The organism is Pseudonocardia sp. ICBG601 (genome assembly GCF_020496245.1).
Map to the genome: position 1 here is coordinate 22033 of NZ_JAHLJA010000034.1, position 14093 is coordinate 36125.

The following is a 14093-nucleotide window of genomic DNA, read 5'->3' on the forward strand; positions in this document are numbered from 1 at the left end:
GCCACGGCCACGTCTGCGTCCACGTCTGCGTGTGGGTGTCTCTTTGTCGGGGTGGGGTGAGTCATGGGGTTCTGGACTGATCCCGGGGGCGCTCTGGCGGAGTCCGCGGCGGAGATCCTCGCCGCCCTGTTGACGTGGTGGCTCACCGAGGAGACGGTGTTCAGCGGCCTGGAGGGGCATGCGGCCCGGTTCGCGGTGCTGACCGGGCCGATCGTGGCCGCGATCGTCACGATCTGCTTGTTGTGTCAGGTGGGGAAGATGATCCTGACCTGCCGCGGTGAACCCCTCGTCGACGCCGCCGCCGGGCTCATCCGGTTCGTGGCCGCCACCACGGTCGGGGTCCTGCTCACCGTCACCGTGCTGGCCGCTGCGGACGCGGCGACCACGGAGTTCCTGGGGGCGGCGCTGCCGGAGTTCGTCGACCGCCTCACCACCGTCCTCCAGCTGTCGCAGATGGGGGTGGGATCGCAGATCCTGCTCGGCACCGTCGTCCTGGTCCTGGGGGCGTTGCAGTGGTTGGCGATGTTCGTCCGCCAGGCGGGGATCTTCGTGCTGATCGCGGTCCTGCCGATCGCCGCGGCCGGAGCGCTGTCCGGGGCGACCCGCCGGTGGCTGCCGACCGTGATCGCCTGGCTCGCCGCGCTGATCTTCTACAAACCGGCCGCCGGGCTGATCTACGCGATCGGGATGACCCTGATGTCCACCCCGACACCGGCCACCGGTGGGCCGGAGTGGGTCGCGATCCTGGTCGGGATCGTCATCCTCGCCCTCGCGGTGATCGCGCTCCCGGCGCTGCTGCGGTTCTTCTCCTTCACCGGCACCACGATCACCACCGGTTCCGCGGGCGGGATGGTCGCCGGGGCGGCGACCGGGGCGGTGTCGCTGGCCGGGATGCGCAACAGCCGATCCATGGAGTTGACCGGCCCCGACAGCGCCCCGGCCTGGACCACCCCACCTGCTACGAGCCCGACGGGATCTCCCGGAGCGGGCGACCCCCACCCTGGTGTTGGTGGGGCCGGGACCGGCCCGGGTGCCGGCAGCGGACCGGGGACCCCCGATCCCCCTGGGGCGGGCTCTGGGGCTACGGCCGGACCGCAGAACACCCCGGCGCCGGCCCCCGGCCCGGCGCCGGGCGCGGCCACCGGCACCAGCACCGCCGGTGCTGCGGGTGGTGCTGGTGCTGCGGTGTCGGGGGTCGGCGCAGCGGCGGCCGCGGGAGCGGCAGCGGTACAGGCCGCGCAGTCCGCGCAGTCGGCGGCCGAGGCCACCGCCGACCAGCTGACCGGCCCCACCCGCGACAACCCCGACCCCGGAGCAGACAGCCATGGCAGCGCGGGCGGGCCGTCGGGTGCCGGGGCGGCCCCACCCGGCGCAGGCACCGACACCGACGGGGCAGGACGGTGACCATGAGCAACAGCAACAGCAGTGCGGGTGCAGTGCGGCGGACCTATGGGAATTGGCGCCGGGCCCGCGGGTTCGGCATCGGCACACTGTCGTCGACCGAGACGAAAGTCGTGTTCACCGCTCTGGTCGTCCCGGCGCTGGTCGCGATCGGCTCCGGCCGCGCCGCGCTGGTCCTGGCCGTGGTGGGTGCGGTCGCGGTCGCGGTCACCGTGGTCAAGATCGACGGCCAATCCATCACCGGGCTCCTCGCTCGCCGGCTGCGGTTCCACCGCGCCCAGCGGGCCGGCTGGACCGAGCTCTCCGGCGGCCTGCTCACCGAGCACCCCCGCCGCCACGACCTACCCGGCCCCCTCGCCCCGGTAGTACCGCTCTCGACCGACGACGGCCGCGGCGGCAGGCAGGGCCTGCTCTGGGATCGGCGCACCGGGACCCTGACCGCGGTCCTGCGGGTCTCCCCGGTCGGGCTGGACCTGATCGACCGCGCCCAGGCCGACACCTGGGTCGCGCAGTGGGGCGCGTTCCTCGCCGACCTCGGCTACCAACCCATGATCCGCCATGTCAGCGTCACCGTGGACACCTCCCCCACCGGCGGTACCACCCTGCGCGACGACGTCACCGCCCGACTCGACCCGGCCGCACCAGCGGCGGCGCGGGCGGTCATGGCCGCACTCGCCGCCGCCGCGCCGTCCTCCGCGGCCGAGGTCACCACCTACGTCGCGCTCTGCTTCGACCCGTCCCGCGCCACCCCGCGCCCGCCGGATCTCCCGGCGGCGGTCGCGGAGGTCACCCGGTGGCTGCCCGGCACCGAACGAGCGCTGTCCGCGACCGGGGTCGCGGTCCTGGGACGTGCCACCACCCGCTGGCTGACCGATCACCTACGCGCCGCCTACGACCCCGCAGCCCGACCCGACCTCGCAGCAACCGCCGCTGCAGCCGCTGCTGGCGCTGCTGGTGGTGACGGTGGCGGTGTGCCGCCGGGCTCGTCACAGCACCCGGCATCGGGCTGGGCTGCGGAGTGGGCGGCGGAGTGGGCTGACGCCGCCCCGATCCGCGCTCGGGAATCCTGGGATCACTGGCGGCACGACTCGGGGATATCGGTGTCCTGGGCGATGATCGACGCACCGAGACAAGCTGTCATGGACCGCATCCTCGCTCCGCTCCTGGCCCCCGGCCCCTTCGCCCGGCGCACCACCCTGCTCTACACCCCCTTCAACGCCGCCACCGCCGCCGCCGAGGTCGAGCGGGAGATCACCCACACCCACATCCGCCGCTCCTGGGCGCGAAAGACGAAACGCGACGAGACCCAACGTGACCGCGACGACCTCGCCCGCGCGGTCCAGACCGCCCGCGAAGAAGCCGAAGGCGCCGGCCTGGGCCGCTTCACCCTCTATGCCACCACCACCGTCACCGACCAGACCCTGTTGCCCGCCGCCGTCGCCGACTGCGAACAACGCGCCGGCCACAGCAAACTCCGCCTCCGCAGACTGGGCGGCGCCCACACGGCCGGGTTCGCCGCCGCCCTCGGCCTCGGCGTCAACCCCGACGAACTCCACCACCGCCACTAACCGCCGCTCACCCTGCAGAGAGCAGACGTTCATGACCACGACCGGCCACGATCCCCGCTGCTCTGAGCCGGTGCATCCGGCCGCGCCCGACCTCGCCGGCGCGCAGCAGACCCGGAACCGGGATCTGCCCCCGGCGTGGGGCTGGCCCGCGCGCGGCGGGGGCCGGGCGGCGAACGTCGACCCCGGCATCATGTGGCAGGCCACGACCAGCCAGGTGTGCGGACTGTTCCCGTTCGCCGTGGCCGGGGGTGCTGCGCCCCGCGGGGTCCCCGTCGGCCGCCACCTCCACACCGGGGAACCCGTCGGCCTCGACCCCGCCCACTGGCTGCGCACCGGGCTGGTGTCCAACACCGGCATGTGGATCCAGGGCCAGCCCGGCATCGGGAAATCGACGATCGTGAAACGCCTGCTCACCGGGCTGGTCGCGTTCGGCGCGACCGCAGTGATCCCCGGCGACGTCAAAGGCGAATACACCGCCCTGGTCGACCATCTCGGCGGCACCGTGTGGCGCCTGGGCCGCGGACTGCACTCGTTGAATCCCCTCGATGCCGGACCGTTGCGCGCCGCCCTCCGGGCCGCGGTCGGGACCGAACGCCACGCACTGGCCGAGACGATCCGGGCGCGGCGCCTGTCCCTGCTCGAAGCACTCGTGGTGATCGTGCGCCGCGGCCCGATCACCGTCACCGAACGCCGCCTACTCGACACCGCCCTCGACCACACCACCCCAGACAACGCCGGGAACGGCACCGGGACCGGCGCTGGGGGCGGGGCGGAGCCGGTGATCGGTGACATCCTCGACGTCCTGACCACCCCACCGGAGTCGTTGCTGGCTGTCACCGCCACCGACACCGAGACCCGCTACCGGCGCGAGGCACGCGACCTGGTCAACACCCTCGCGTTGCTGTGTACCGGCGCGATGCGCGGCCTGTTCGACCGACCATCCACCGTCACCACCGACCTCGACACCCCCGCCCTCTCGCTCGACATCTCCGCGCTCGACCACGACGACGATGACGTCGTCGCCGCCGCCATGCTCTCCGCCTGGGCCTGGGCCGCCGGGGTCACCACCGCCGCCACCACTCTCGGCGGCCACCGGACGGTGTTCCGGGTCCAGGACGAACTCTGGCGCGCGCTGCGCGTCGCACCCGGACTGGTCGAACTCTCCGACCGCGTCACCCGCCTGGGCCGCTCTCGTGGGGAGATCTCCGCCCAGGTCACCCACTCCCTCGACGACCTCGACGCGCTGCCCACCCCGCAAGACCGGGCGAAAGCCCGCGGGCTGGCCGGACGCAACGCCATCACCGTCCTCGGCGGCATGAGCACCGCCGACCTCGACCGCCTCCACGCCATCACCCCACTCAGCACCGCCGAGACCGCGATGGTCCACGGCTGGGCCGCCCCACCCACCTGGGTCCCCGGACAACTCCACCCCGGCCGCGGCAAATACCTGATCAAGTCCGGCGGCCGCACCGGCCTGCCCATCCACCTGAGCCTCACCAGCGACGAACTCGACCTCTACCACACCGAACACACCTGGCACCCACCCCGACACCAGCACCGACACCAGCACCGACCAGGAGTCCCCCAGTGACCACGCCCGAGCCCTGTGACCTGCACCGACCCCACCCCACCGACGCTGATATCGCTACCCGAGCAGAACAACCAGCACCACCGACACCGGCACCGAGGTCGAGGTCGAGGTCGATAGCTCTGTCGATAGCGGGGTGCGAGCTCAGTGCGGTCCTGGCGATCGTCGGACCCCGGTACGGGAAGACCCGACCGTGGACATCGCCAGAACATTCGGACAAAAGTGATGAACCCCATCGCAACCCCCCAGACAGGCCCGGGAGCTGGCAGCATGACCGCCGCGATACCGGACACCCCTCCGGTGACGCTGGCGCTGCTGCCCCAGGCCATGGCCCCCGACCGGCCCGGGGCAGCAGTACCAGCCGCCACGTGCACCGGAGGACGACGCCCACGACACGGCCGCGGTGACCGTGCCGTGACCACCTCGTCGTCGCAGCCCCCGGCGGGGATTCCGTGGGGCCAGCTCGCCGCTCCGCTCGCGTTGCTCGGTGTCCTCGCCGCCGGGGCCTCGATCGTGAGTGTCGCCTGGTCAGCCGCCGCCCTCGCGGGGGCAGACGCAGCGCCGCAGTGGGGGGCGGCCACCGCGAAGGCCCTGATCGCCGCCAGTAGCGCGGGCAGCCTGGATCCGCTGATCGGCCCGGCCGGATCCCGACCACTGTTCTGGGCCGTCATCGCCGGGACCGCGATCATCCTCGCCACAGCCATCGTCGCCGGCATCCTGGCCTGGAGTCTGCGCGATACCACCCGCACGCAACGGCCCCCGGCGGCGCTCACCCGCAACGCGCTACCCGGGATGCGCGGACCCGCCGCCCACCAGCGCGCCACCGAACTCCGCCCCTCCCTCCTCCAGCAGCACCCCGACCAGCAACACCCCGACCAGCAACACAGTCAGCAGCACGGCCAGAACGGGCCGACCCCGCACCGAGACCGGCGACGGGTGCGGGTGGACGAGCGTGACCTCGGCATGCTCCTCGGCCGCATCCCGAGCAACAGCATGGGCAGCGTCCTGGGCGGGGAGCGGGCTCGGCGGGTCTATGCCGCCGAGGAAGACGTCATCCTGGTCATCGCCGGGCCCCGCTCCAACAAGACATCCGCGCTGGTCGTTCCCGCGATCCTGTCCGCACCCGGCCCGGTGATCGCGACCAGCAACAAAAACGACATCTACACCCTCACCGCCCGCCTGCGCGCCGGGATCGACGGTGCCCGGGTGTGGGTCGCCGACCCGCAACACCTCACCGACCTTGAGCAGAGCTGGTGGCTCGACCCACTCGCCCCGGTCCACGACCTCGCCGACGCCTCCACCCTGCTCGCCCACTTCACCAGCCCCACCAGCACCAGTGCCGGGGGCGGGAGTGGGAGTGGGGAGTTCTTCGCCCAATCCTCCCGGCGTCTGCTCGCCGCGCTGGTCCTGGCCGCCGCCCACGCCGCCCGCAACGCCGACCGCACCCCGGCTGGGGCACCGGTGTCGATCCGCGACGTCCGCCGATGGGCCGCGACCGAGGACCCCGCCCCCGTCGCGGTCCTCCGCGCCCACGGCTTCACCGAGGTCGCCGACGGCCTCCAAGCCCAATACGAAGCCCCCGCCGAGACCCGCGGCGGGATCTTCGCCGGCGCCCTGACCACCCTGGGCGCCCTGGAGAACGAACACGTCACCCGCATCATCACCCCACCCACGACCTGGCGCACCCCACCCGACGACCCCGACACCGTGACCGAGCTGGACCCGTGGACCTTCATCGTCGGCCACACCGACCCCGACACCGGACACGTCACCCCGCCGCGCGACACCCTGTATCTGCTCACCCAGGACGGCCCCGGCTCCGGCGCACCGGTCATCGCCGCCCTCGTCGACCACGTGTTGCGCGTCGCCGCCCGCGCCGCCGCCGCCCAAGGCGGGCGCTGCGACCCACCCGTGCGCGTGATCCTCGACGAAGCAGCCAACGTGTGCCCGATCGCCAACCTGCCCGCCCTCTACTCCTACTTCGGCTCCCACAGCATCCAGGTCGCCACGTTCCTGCAGTCCTTCCCCCAAGGCACCGACGTCTGGGGCAGTGCCGGAATGCACAAACTCTGGGGCGCCGCCACGATCACCCTGGTCGGGGCCGGGGTCACCGACCTCGACCTCACCCGCCACCTGACCGCGCTACTCGGCGACCTCGAACTGCCCACCGTCTCGCGCACCCACTCCCGCAGCGGCACCTCCACCTCCCACACCACCCGGGACAAACCCGCGATGGCCGTCGCCGACATCGCCGCCCTCGACAAGCGCTACGCCATCTGCCTCGCCACCGGAGCACGCCCCACCGTCCTGGAACTGTTGCCCTGGTACCGCGAACCCGACACCGCCGGACACACCCACGCCGACATCACCGCCGCCGCCGCCCAGGCCAGCGCGGACGTGCGACACGCCGCGATCACCCACCTCGGCGACGACAACCCACTCGCCCGCCGCCTCCACACCCACGACCAGCAGGAACAGGAGTCGTCGTGACCAGCGACCACGACACCAGCGACACCGAGGACAGCCGCGCTGCTCATGTGGTGTTGATCGAGGCGCTCCGCGACGACCACACCCTGCTCGACCACCGCGTCGCCGACCTCGCCGACGAACTCGACACCCTCGCCGGAACCTTCGACCGCCTGGAGAAAACCCTCCTCGCCGCGAGCGCCGACCACGACACCCCCACCCCGGACGCACCTGAACACCGCACCGACACCAGCCCGACAGAGGCCCCCGACACCGACAGCACCAAGGACCCCGCCGGTGACAAGAACAGCTCTGACGACAGGGACCGCGATGACGGGCCGGACATGCAGGTCCTCCTCTCGTGGGTCCGACACACCATCGCTGAGCGCTGCGAGCGGAAACTTCCCCAGGGCCAGGGCCGGATCCGGTGGTGTCGTTCCTGGTGGCGCCACCGCGAAGCCCTCGCCCGCTTCGCCGCCCTGTACCGGGCCTGGGTCGAGGCCACCGACCCCGAGACCGGCACCGGCACCGCCCTGGTCGCCTACTACGAACACCTCGACCACACCCTCGAAGTCCTGATGAGCGACCACGGACCCTTCTCCGCCTGCCCCGGCGGCCGACACCGCCCGCCCGACCGGGGTGACCCCACCGTCGGCTACCTCGGCCAAGACCACCACCCCGACGAACCCGAACCCGCCGAGGACGGCGGCGCAGACGCCAAGACCGACGGCGACCGCGCCGCCACCGCAGACGAGAAGGAGCCGCAGCGATGACGACAACGACGAGCGCGACGAGCGCGCCGGTCGGGGAGGTCCCGGCCCTCGGGCTCGGTCGTGAGCAGTCCCAGGCCTGGGTGCGCCTCGCCCTGACCATCGCGACGGCCCTGCGCCAGCACCGCCTCGACCGAGGGCGGGCGGCGTTCAGCGACCAGCACGCCGCGCGGCGCCGGGGCGCGCAGTACGCGGCCGATCTCGACCCGCGGGTCGCGGCGATGGCCGCCGCCGACGAGACCGCCTTCCGCCACGCCGCCACCACCGACGCCACTGCCGCAGCGACGGCCGGGTTCGAGGAGCTGACCAGCCCGGAACCGCAGTTCGGGTGGACCGTCCACACCACCATCGGCCCGATCCCCGCCCACGCCCCCTCCGGCGGCCAGGACCGCTGGGGACTGTGGGCCCACGGCCGGCGCGGGGACAAAGAACTGTCGGTGTTCGTCGTCGTCCCCGACCGCGACCTCGCCACCGCACTGCGCGACGAACTCACCCACGACCAGCAACGCACCCTGCTCCAACTCCGCGCCCTCGGCGTCTACGGCTGCCTCCGCGCCGACCACGCCCGCACTCAAGTCCGGCCCGACGACATCCAGTTCACCGAGCACGTCCGCCACGCCCTGCACACCGCCTGGCCCGACCACCCCGACCTCGCCACCACCGTCCTCCACACCGACACCGACAGCACTGACCCGGACGGCGCGAACCCGGACGACCGATCCCTTGAGGGTCTGCACCGCCGGCTCCGGGCCTTCGACGACCGCGGCTACCACCCCGCCGACCTCCTCGCCGTCATCGACCCCAACGGCATCGACCGCGACCGGCCCCGCGCCGCCCTGATCGCCGCCCTCGACACCCTGACCCCCGACACACAGCAGCAGCCGAGCACCACACCCGGCGCGACCGGGCAGACGGTGCCGCGACGCGGGACCGACCTCCCCGCCGCAGCCCAGCTCCTGCACCGCCACCTCGACCCCGACACCACCACCGCGGTCACCGGGTGTCGGCACTGGCCCGGCCTCGCCCGCCAGCTCCACACCTGGCACCACGACGACACCACCACCGACTATCTGGCCGCCGAACTCGCCCGAGTCCCCACCCAACGCGTCCGCGACGCCCGGGCACCGGCGATCTACCTGCGCTCCATCCTCGACCGCAGCATCACCTTCCGCAGGCGACACGACACCACCGCCAGAGACACCACCGTCGGAGACGCCGTCGCTGGAGACGATGCCGCCGACAGGCAGAACACCGCCGCCCCGACCCCGACCCCGACGACTACCGAGAGCACAACCACCGAGAACACGGTGGACGAGAACCCGATCGACGATCAGGTGCCGCCGACCCCGTTCGACATTCACCAGCTCGACCCGACCAACGCCCTCGACCGCGAAACCCTGCTCGCGTCCCGCGGAGCCGGCACCGCAGCCGACGACGACTACATCGACACCATCCTCACCGCCGACCACCCCACCGAACTCCAGCACGCCGGCCCCGACACCGACCACGACGCCGCACCCACCCAAGGGCAGCACCCGGAATGCGCTCCTGACCAGCCGAAACAAGAGAACCCCGCGAATCAGGTGACAGCAGCCCAGAGCACTGACACGACCAGCGCCACCGGCGCCGGCGCCAGGACCACCGGCGACACTGCACAGCCCGCCCCGCAGCGACCGGCCCGATTCGCACGGAAACGACAGAACACCCACACCCCACGACAGCGCCCTTAACCAGACGAAAATGCCTATACGCGCGATTTCGGGCAACACCTGCACCGGAATTGCACGCTTCGTCATCACGCATGTGCGATAAGTATCTGATCTTGACCGGTCGATCGGCCACATGCTGCACTACGGAGCGTGAGCACGACGACGTCCACACAACGCATCATCACCGTCATCCGCGCCGAGGCGATCCCGATGAGCATGACCACCGGATTCGCCGCCGCACCCGTACAGCACACGTCGTCATCCACTGCCATCACCGCGCCGGCGACACCTCTTCCCGCTGCGCTCCCGTCTCACCACAGCGATGAAGAGATCGCCCGCGCCCTGGAACGGATCGCGACCGAACTGGAACGCGCCCTGGCCTCCCTGCCCGCCGGCCAGCGCGACAATCCCCACGCCGTCCGCGACGCCCTCCATCGGAACACAGCCCACGACCGCCTCAACCCCGTCGGGGTCGCCGCCTGCATCGCCGCACTGGGCGAGTTCATCATCACCACCGGGATCCCCGCAGCGAAACTCGTGAAGATCATTCGGGACGCGAAGAAGGTCTACGGTTCCTTGATGGCCGCGATCAAGAAACTGAACACAAATCCGAGCGTGTCCGAGCTGGGCGAGGAAGCTGCCACGATCCTGCAGAAGATCATCGGGATCGACGGTGTCATCGCCAAGTGCAGCAACATCTAGCACCCATGCCCGACAACGAACCCCCTTCGCCGGGACGCTTCCTCATCAAAGGGCGCTGGATCGGTTTCACCATCGCGTTTGCATTCGGATTTGTCGGCTGGCTCCCAGTGCTCGCCGGAGCGCTCATAGCTGGCCTCGGATACCAGTGGGCAAGCGCTCCGCCTCCCACCTACAGTCCGACCCTTCAAGTAGTCGGTGCGGCAGTATCAGCTTATCTTTTCGTCGTCATTGTTACCCCTTTCAGGGTGTTCGCCTCGGTGACTCCCAAGGAGAGTTCCTGGCGTCTCTGGTACCTGCTTTACGCTGGCCTCACATTCCTCTCAGCCGCCGGAGCAGGTGCCGCATTCGGGATCGCTCTCCCCTTCATCCCTATCTATGCATGCGCGACAGCACTCTGCGCCGGAGCCATCGAGATGATGTGGCTGAAACCTTGGCAACCCGGCCCCAGCGACGAACTCATCGCAGCACGACTAGCTGCTCTTCAACGAGGCGAAGACCCCTCAAAGATCACCGAAGACGATACTCGATAACTCTCGCGCCAGAAATACAGTCTGTCCCACTCGCGGCGAACGCCCATCTCCAAGACACGACCCATGCTGCGGCAGACGTCGAATCGTCACTCCACCACAGATCCGTAGGTCGCGACCAGCAGTCGTTGACCACTGAAGCCGTCATTGCTCTACTGCAGCTACGAAAAAAAGGGGGAAATCAATGAGTGCTGACATCCCGACAGGGCCGAGTGGACCAGGCAGGTCGGTGCCGCGGCCGGGGATCATGGCGTTGCAGGCGTTGCGGTGGTATCAGATCGCCGGTGTCGCGGTCCGGTTCGTCCGGGCGAACCCGGCAGCGGTGTTGGTCCCGCCCCTGCTCGAAGCACTCGTCCTGGTCGGCGGTGGCGGGCTGGCCTGGTGGTGGTTGTTCGACCCGGCCACCGCCATCGACGACGCCGCAGCCGCAGCCGCGGCGGCGGCGGACCCGGCCGCGGCAGAAGCCGCAGCACAGGCCGCTGCAGCAGCATCCTCACCGCAGGATCTGCTGTTCAGCCTCGTGCTGCTCGCGCTCTGTTTCATCGTGGCCCCACCCGCCTCGGCCATGGTGCTGTCCACCCTGCGCCCCGCCGTCCTCGGACACCCCCGTGTGTCGCTGTCCCAGGCCTGGGCCACAGCACGCCCCCACCTGCGGCCCCTCTACGGGGTGTGGGCGGTCCTCACCCTGATCGCCCTGATCCCGACCGCGATCCAGACCGCCGCCGCAGCCCCGTTCTGGAACACCCCCGACACCACCGACACCCCCGCCGCGTCGGACACCATCGTCGCTCTCGCCGGGATCCTGACCCTGGCCGCGGTCCTGCTACTGATCTACGTCTCGGTCCTGCTCGCCTTCGCCCCCGCCGCCGTGATCATCGAAGGACACACCACCGCAGCCGCACTACGACGGTCCCTCGACCTGGTCCACCGGTCCTGGTGGCGCTGCTTCGCCGTCCTGGTCGCGATCAGCGTGCTCCTCCTGATCACAACCAGCCTGATCACGCTGCCCGCCATCGCCGCCGCCATCGCGATCGGGTTCGCCGGACCACTCTGGATCGCGATCCTCGGCGTCGGTGTTGTCCTGGCCGTGGTGTTCGGGATCAGCTGCAGCTACGCCACCGGCGCCACCGCCCTGCTCTACCAAGACCAGCGCATCCGCCGGGAGGACTACGCCACCGACCTCATCCACGACGCCCGCCGCGAACCGTAAACCCGCTGGCCGGCACCACGACCGCACCAACGGCGCTACCGGCCGAGCCCGGGACCCCGTCCCGGACTCGGCCGGTGCCCGCGGGCCGGGGACCGACGCGGTGCCACCGGCAGCACCGGACGGGCCGGTTCTGGACGGGCCTGCACCGTCTCCACCTGACGCCCGGTCCCCAGCGTCGGGGACCGGGCACCCGACACCGCCGCAACAGCAGGCACAGCGGTCAACACGTCCCGTCCCCGCCGGGCCGCCGCCGCCTGTACCGGGCGCTGCTGGGCCTCCCGCAACACCGCGACCTCCGCCACGACTGCCGCTAACGCGACGATCAACCGGGCCGTATCCGCCTCACCGGACTCCCCCAGGTGCCGGACCGACGCCAACTCCCACGCCGCAGCCCGCAACCCCGCAGCGACCGGAGACCACCGCACCGGCAACACCCGCCCCGGGACCCGAGTCGCCCGATCGAACACATCCCCCGCCACCCGCGCCACCCGCCCCTCAGGATCCTGGGCCGCGGTGACGACCCCGACCGCAGCCAGCATGTCCCCCGCCGCGTGCGCGACACCATCCCCATCCAGACCAGACAGACCCGACAGCCCCTCCGACGACGCCCGCGCCACCGACAACGCCGACGCCGACGCCGACGCCGACAACGCCGCGGTCGCCTGCCCCATCGTCGCCACCGCACCATCCACCGCCGCAGCCCGCCGCTCCTCCGACACCCGCACCGACGACCGCGACGCCGAACGGCCTGCCACCTCCAGGTCCGACCGACCGAGACCCGGCTCGACATCAGCCGATGCCCACCGTGCTCTCAGGTTCGGCAACGACAGATCCGCCGCCAACCGCCGACCCGAGAACCACACCGACCGCCCCGCAGCGGTCTTGTCCCCCGGCACCGACACCGCATACCCGACCATCCCACTGGACCGATCCCCCGCCACTGCGTAACGAGGCCGCACCGACACCCCCCGCCGCGACAACGCCGCCACGAACCCCTCCGCGTCCCGCCCCTGCACCGCCGCCGCCCGCACCTGACGCCGCAACCACTCCCGCGACGTCTCCTCCGCGCCCCGCCGCAGCGCCTTCTCCTGCTCAGCCTGCGACGGCCCCGTCACCGAACTACGATCCGCCCCCGCCGTGGGCGCCAACCCCAGCCTCTGCTCCCAGTCCCGACACATCTCGCGAGCCCGGACGAAATCCCGGAACGGCGCCACCCGCCGCCCCGACTCCTGACCCACCAACACCGCCGCGACATGCACATGATCATCGGCGTGCCGGATCGCGACCCACCGACAACCATCAGAGTCCCCGCACCGCGCGATCCCCGTCCGATCCATCAAATCCTCGACCACCCGCGCCCACTGCTCATCACTCAACACCGGATCCTCCGGCGAGTTACGCAACGAGCAATGCCAAACCAGGCCCTGCCGCACCCGCTTGCCCTGCTCCACCACCGGCTCACCCAGACCCACCCCAGCCGCCACCGCCGCAGCGCTGAGCCCATCAACCAGAGCGCGCACATCGAAAGAACCGTCCCCAGCCGACGCGGGCTGATGCATCTCAGGCGCCCCGTCCCAGCTCGCCACGACCCGCTGCCCGACATGCTCGTTGAACCGACCCGGCCCCATCAGATAACGAACCAGCCCCCCAGGACGCCACCCGCGACTGATCTTCGCGATCACCGCCGACTCCTGCTCCGCCGCGCCTGCGGCATCGCCTCACACACCTGCTGATCCACCTCAGCCACAGTCCGGTCGATCCGCTCCACCGCCCGCGCCACCATCGCCACGACCTGACCCGTCACCGACTCCAGCACACCGTCGGTGTTCGCGACCCGAGCGATGTCATTGAGATTCCCACCGACGTTGCGCAGCACCCGACGGTCCTCCATCAACTCCGCACGCAACCCCATCAACCGCTGCATCCACGCCCCAGCAGCCCCGGCCGAAACCCGAACCCCCGAACCCTCCACCGGCGCGGACAGCTCCGCCGCACGCCCCGCCGACACAGCCACCCACGCACCCGGAGCCATCACCGCCCGCGCCGCCACAGCCTCGATCGCCGCCCACTCCGACTCCGAGAACGACACCGTCACCGAGTGCGGCCGCCCACCCTCCGCGCGAGGGCGTCGAGTCCGGGTCATCGAAGATCA

At 71.3% G+C, this 14093-nt stretch carries 11 protein-coding genes; 9 read left to right on the forward strand and 2 right to left on the reverse strand.

The window, feature by feature from the left end:
* Positions 1–63 precede the first annotated feature (63 nt).
* The 9 genes from KPL57_RS12910 (at position 64) to KPL57_RS12950 (ending at position 11941) form a co-directional block, all read left to right on the forward strand.
* Positions 64–1404 (forward strand): hypothetical protein, encoded by a 1341-nt coding sequence (locus tag KPL57_RS12910; protein ID WP_226351782.1) that lies wholly within the window; start codon positions 64–66, stop codon positions 1402–1404.
* Between the two features lie 2 nt (positions 1405–1406).
* Positions 1407–2969 carry an SCO6880 family protein gene (locus KPL57_RS12915; protein ID WP_226351783.1) on the forward strand — a complete coding sequence of 521 codons (1563 nt, stop codon included), beginning with the start codon at positions 1407–1409 and terminating at the stop codon, positions 2967–2969.
* 31 nt (positions 2970–3000) lie between these two features.
* Positions 3001–4560 (forward strand): ATP-binding protein, encoded by a 1560-nt coding sequence (locus tag KPL57_RS12920; RefSeq protein WP_226351784.1) that lies wholly within the window; start codon positions 3001–3003, stop codon positions 4558–4560.
* A 411-nt stretch (positions 4561–4971) separates the two neighbouring features.
* A complete protein-coding gene (locus KPL57_RS12925) occupies positions 4972–7047 on the forward strand; it encodes a type IV secretory system conjugative DNA transfer family protein (protein ID WP_226351785.1) in 2076 nt (691 codons plus the stop codon).
* Positions 7044–7796, forward strand: a complete 753-nt coding sequence (locus tag KPL57_RS69650; protein ID WP_226351786.1) for a DUF4913 domain-containing protein — start codon at positions 7044–7046, stop codon at positions 7794–7796. The genes KPL57_RS12925 and KPL57_RS69650 overlap by 4 nt, the downstream gene beginning before the upstream one ends.
* Entirely contained in the window at positions 7793–9523 is a 1731-nt protein-coding gene (locus KPL57_RS12935; protein WP_226351787.1) for a hypothetical protein, read from the forward strand. Before KPL57_RS69650 ends, KPL57_RS12935 begins: the two co-directional genes overlap by 4 nt.
* A gap of 129 nt (positions 9524–9652) precedes the next feature.
* Positions 9653–10204, forward strand: coding sequence for an FUSC family protein (locus tag KPL57_RS12940; protein ID WP_226351788.1), 552 nt, complete (start codon positions 9653–9655; stop codon positions 10202–10204).
* 5 nt (positions 10205–10209) lie between these two features.
* Positions 10210–10734: a hypothetical protein gene (locus tag KPL57_RS12945; protein WP_226351789.1), complete on the forward strand. Its 525-nt coding sequence runs from the start codon at positions 10210–10212 to the stop codon at positions 10732–10734.
* A gap of 259 nt (positions 10735–10993) precedes the next feature.
* A complete protein-coding gene (locus KPL57_RS12950) occupies positions 10994–11941 on the forward strand; it encodes a glycerophosphoryl diester phosphodiesterase membrane domain-containing protein (protein WP_226351790.1) in 948 nt (315 codons plus the stop codon).
* A 35-nt stretch (positions 11942–11976) separates the two neighbouring features.
* Here the strand turns inward: KPL57_RS12950 and KPL57_RS12955 are convergent, their stop codons facing one another.
* A complete protein-coding gene (locus KPL57_RS12955) occupies positions 11977–13623 on the reverse strand; it encodes a relaxase/mobilization nuclease domain-containing protein (RefSeq protein WP_226351791.1) in 1647 nt (548 codons plus the stop codon).
* Complete coding sequence (locus KPL57_RS12960; RefSeq protein ID WP_226351792.1) at positions 13620–14036, reverse strand: MobC family plasmid mobilization relaxosome protein; 417 nt, start codon at positions 14034–14036, stop codon at positions 13620–13622. Before KPL57_RS12960 ends, KPL57_RS12955 begins: the two co-directional genes overlap by 4 nt.
* Positions 14037–14093 lie beyond the last annotated feature (57 nt).

Bases quoted from the DNA above. Each gene is read 5' to 3' on its own strand.
- KPL57_RS12910 (WP_226351782.1), top strand. From the start codon at position 64: ATGGGGTTCTGGACTGATCCCGGGGGCGCTCTGGCGGAGTCCGCGGCG.
- KPL57_RS12935 (WP_226351787.1), top strand. From the start codon at position 7,793: ATGACGACAACGACGAGCGCGACGAGCGCGCCGGTCGGGGAGGTCCCG.
- KPL57_RS12945 (WP_226351789.1), top strand. From the start codon at position 10,210: ATGCCCGACAACGAACCCCCTTCGCCGGGACGCTTCCTCATCAAAGGG.
- KPL57_RS12915 (WP_226351783.1), top strand. From the start codon at position 1,407: ATGAGCAACAGCAACAGCAGTGCGGGTGCAGTGCGGCGGACCTATGGG.
- KPL57_RS12920 (WP_226351784.1), top strand. From the start codon at position 3,001: ATGACCACGACCGGCCACGATCCCCGCTGCTCTGAGCCGGTGCATCCG.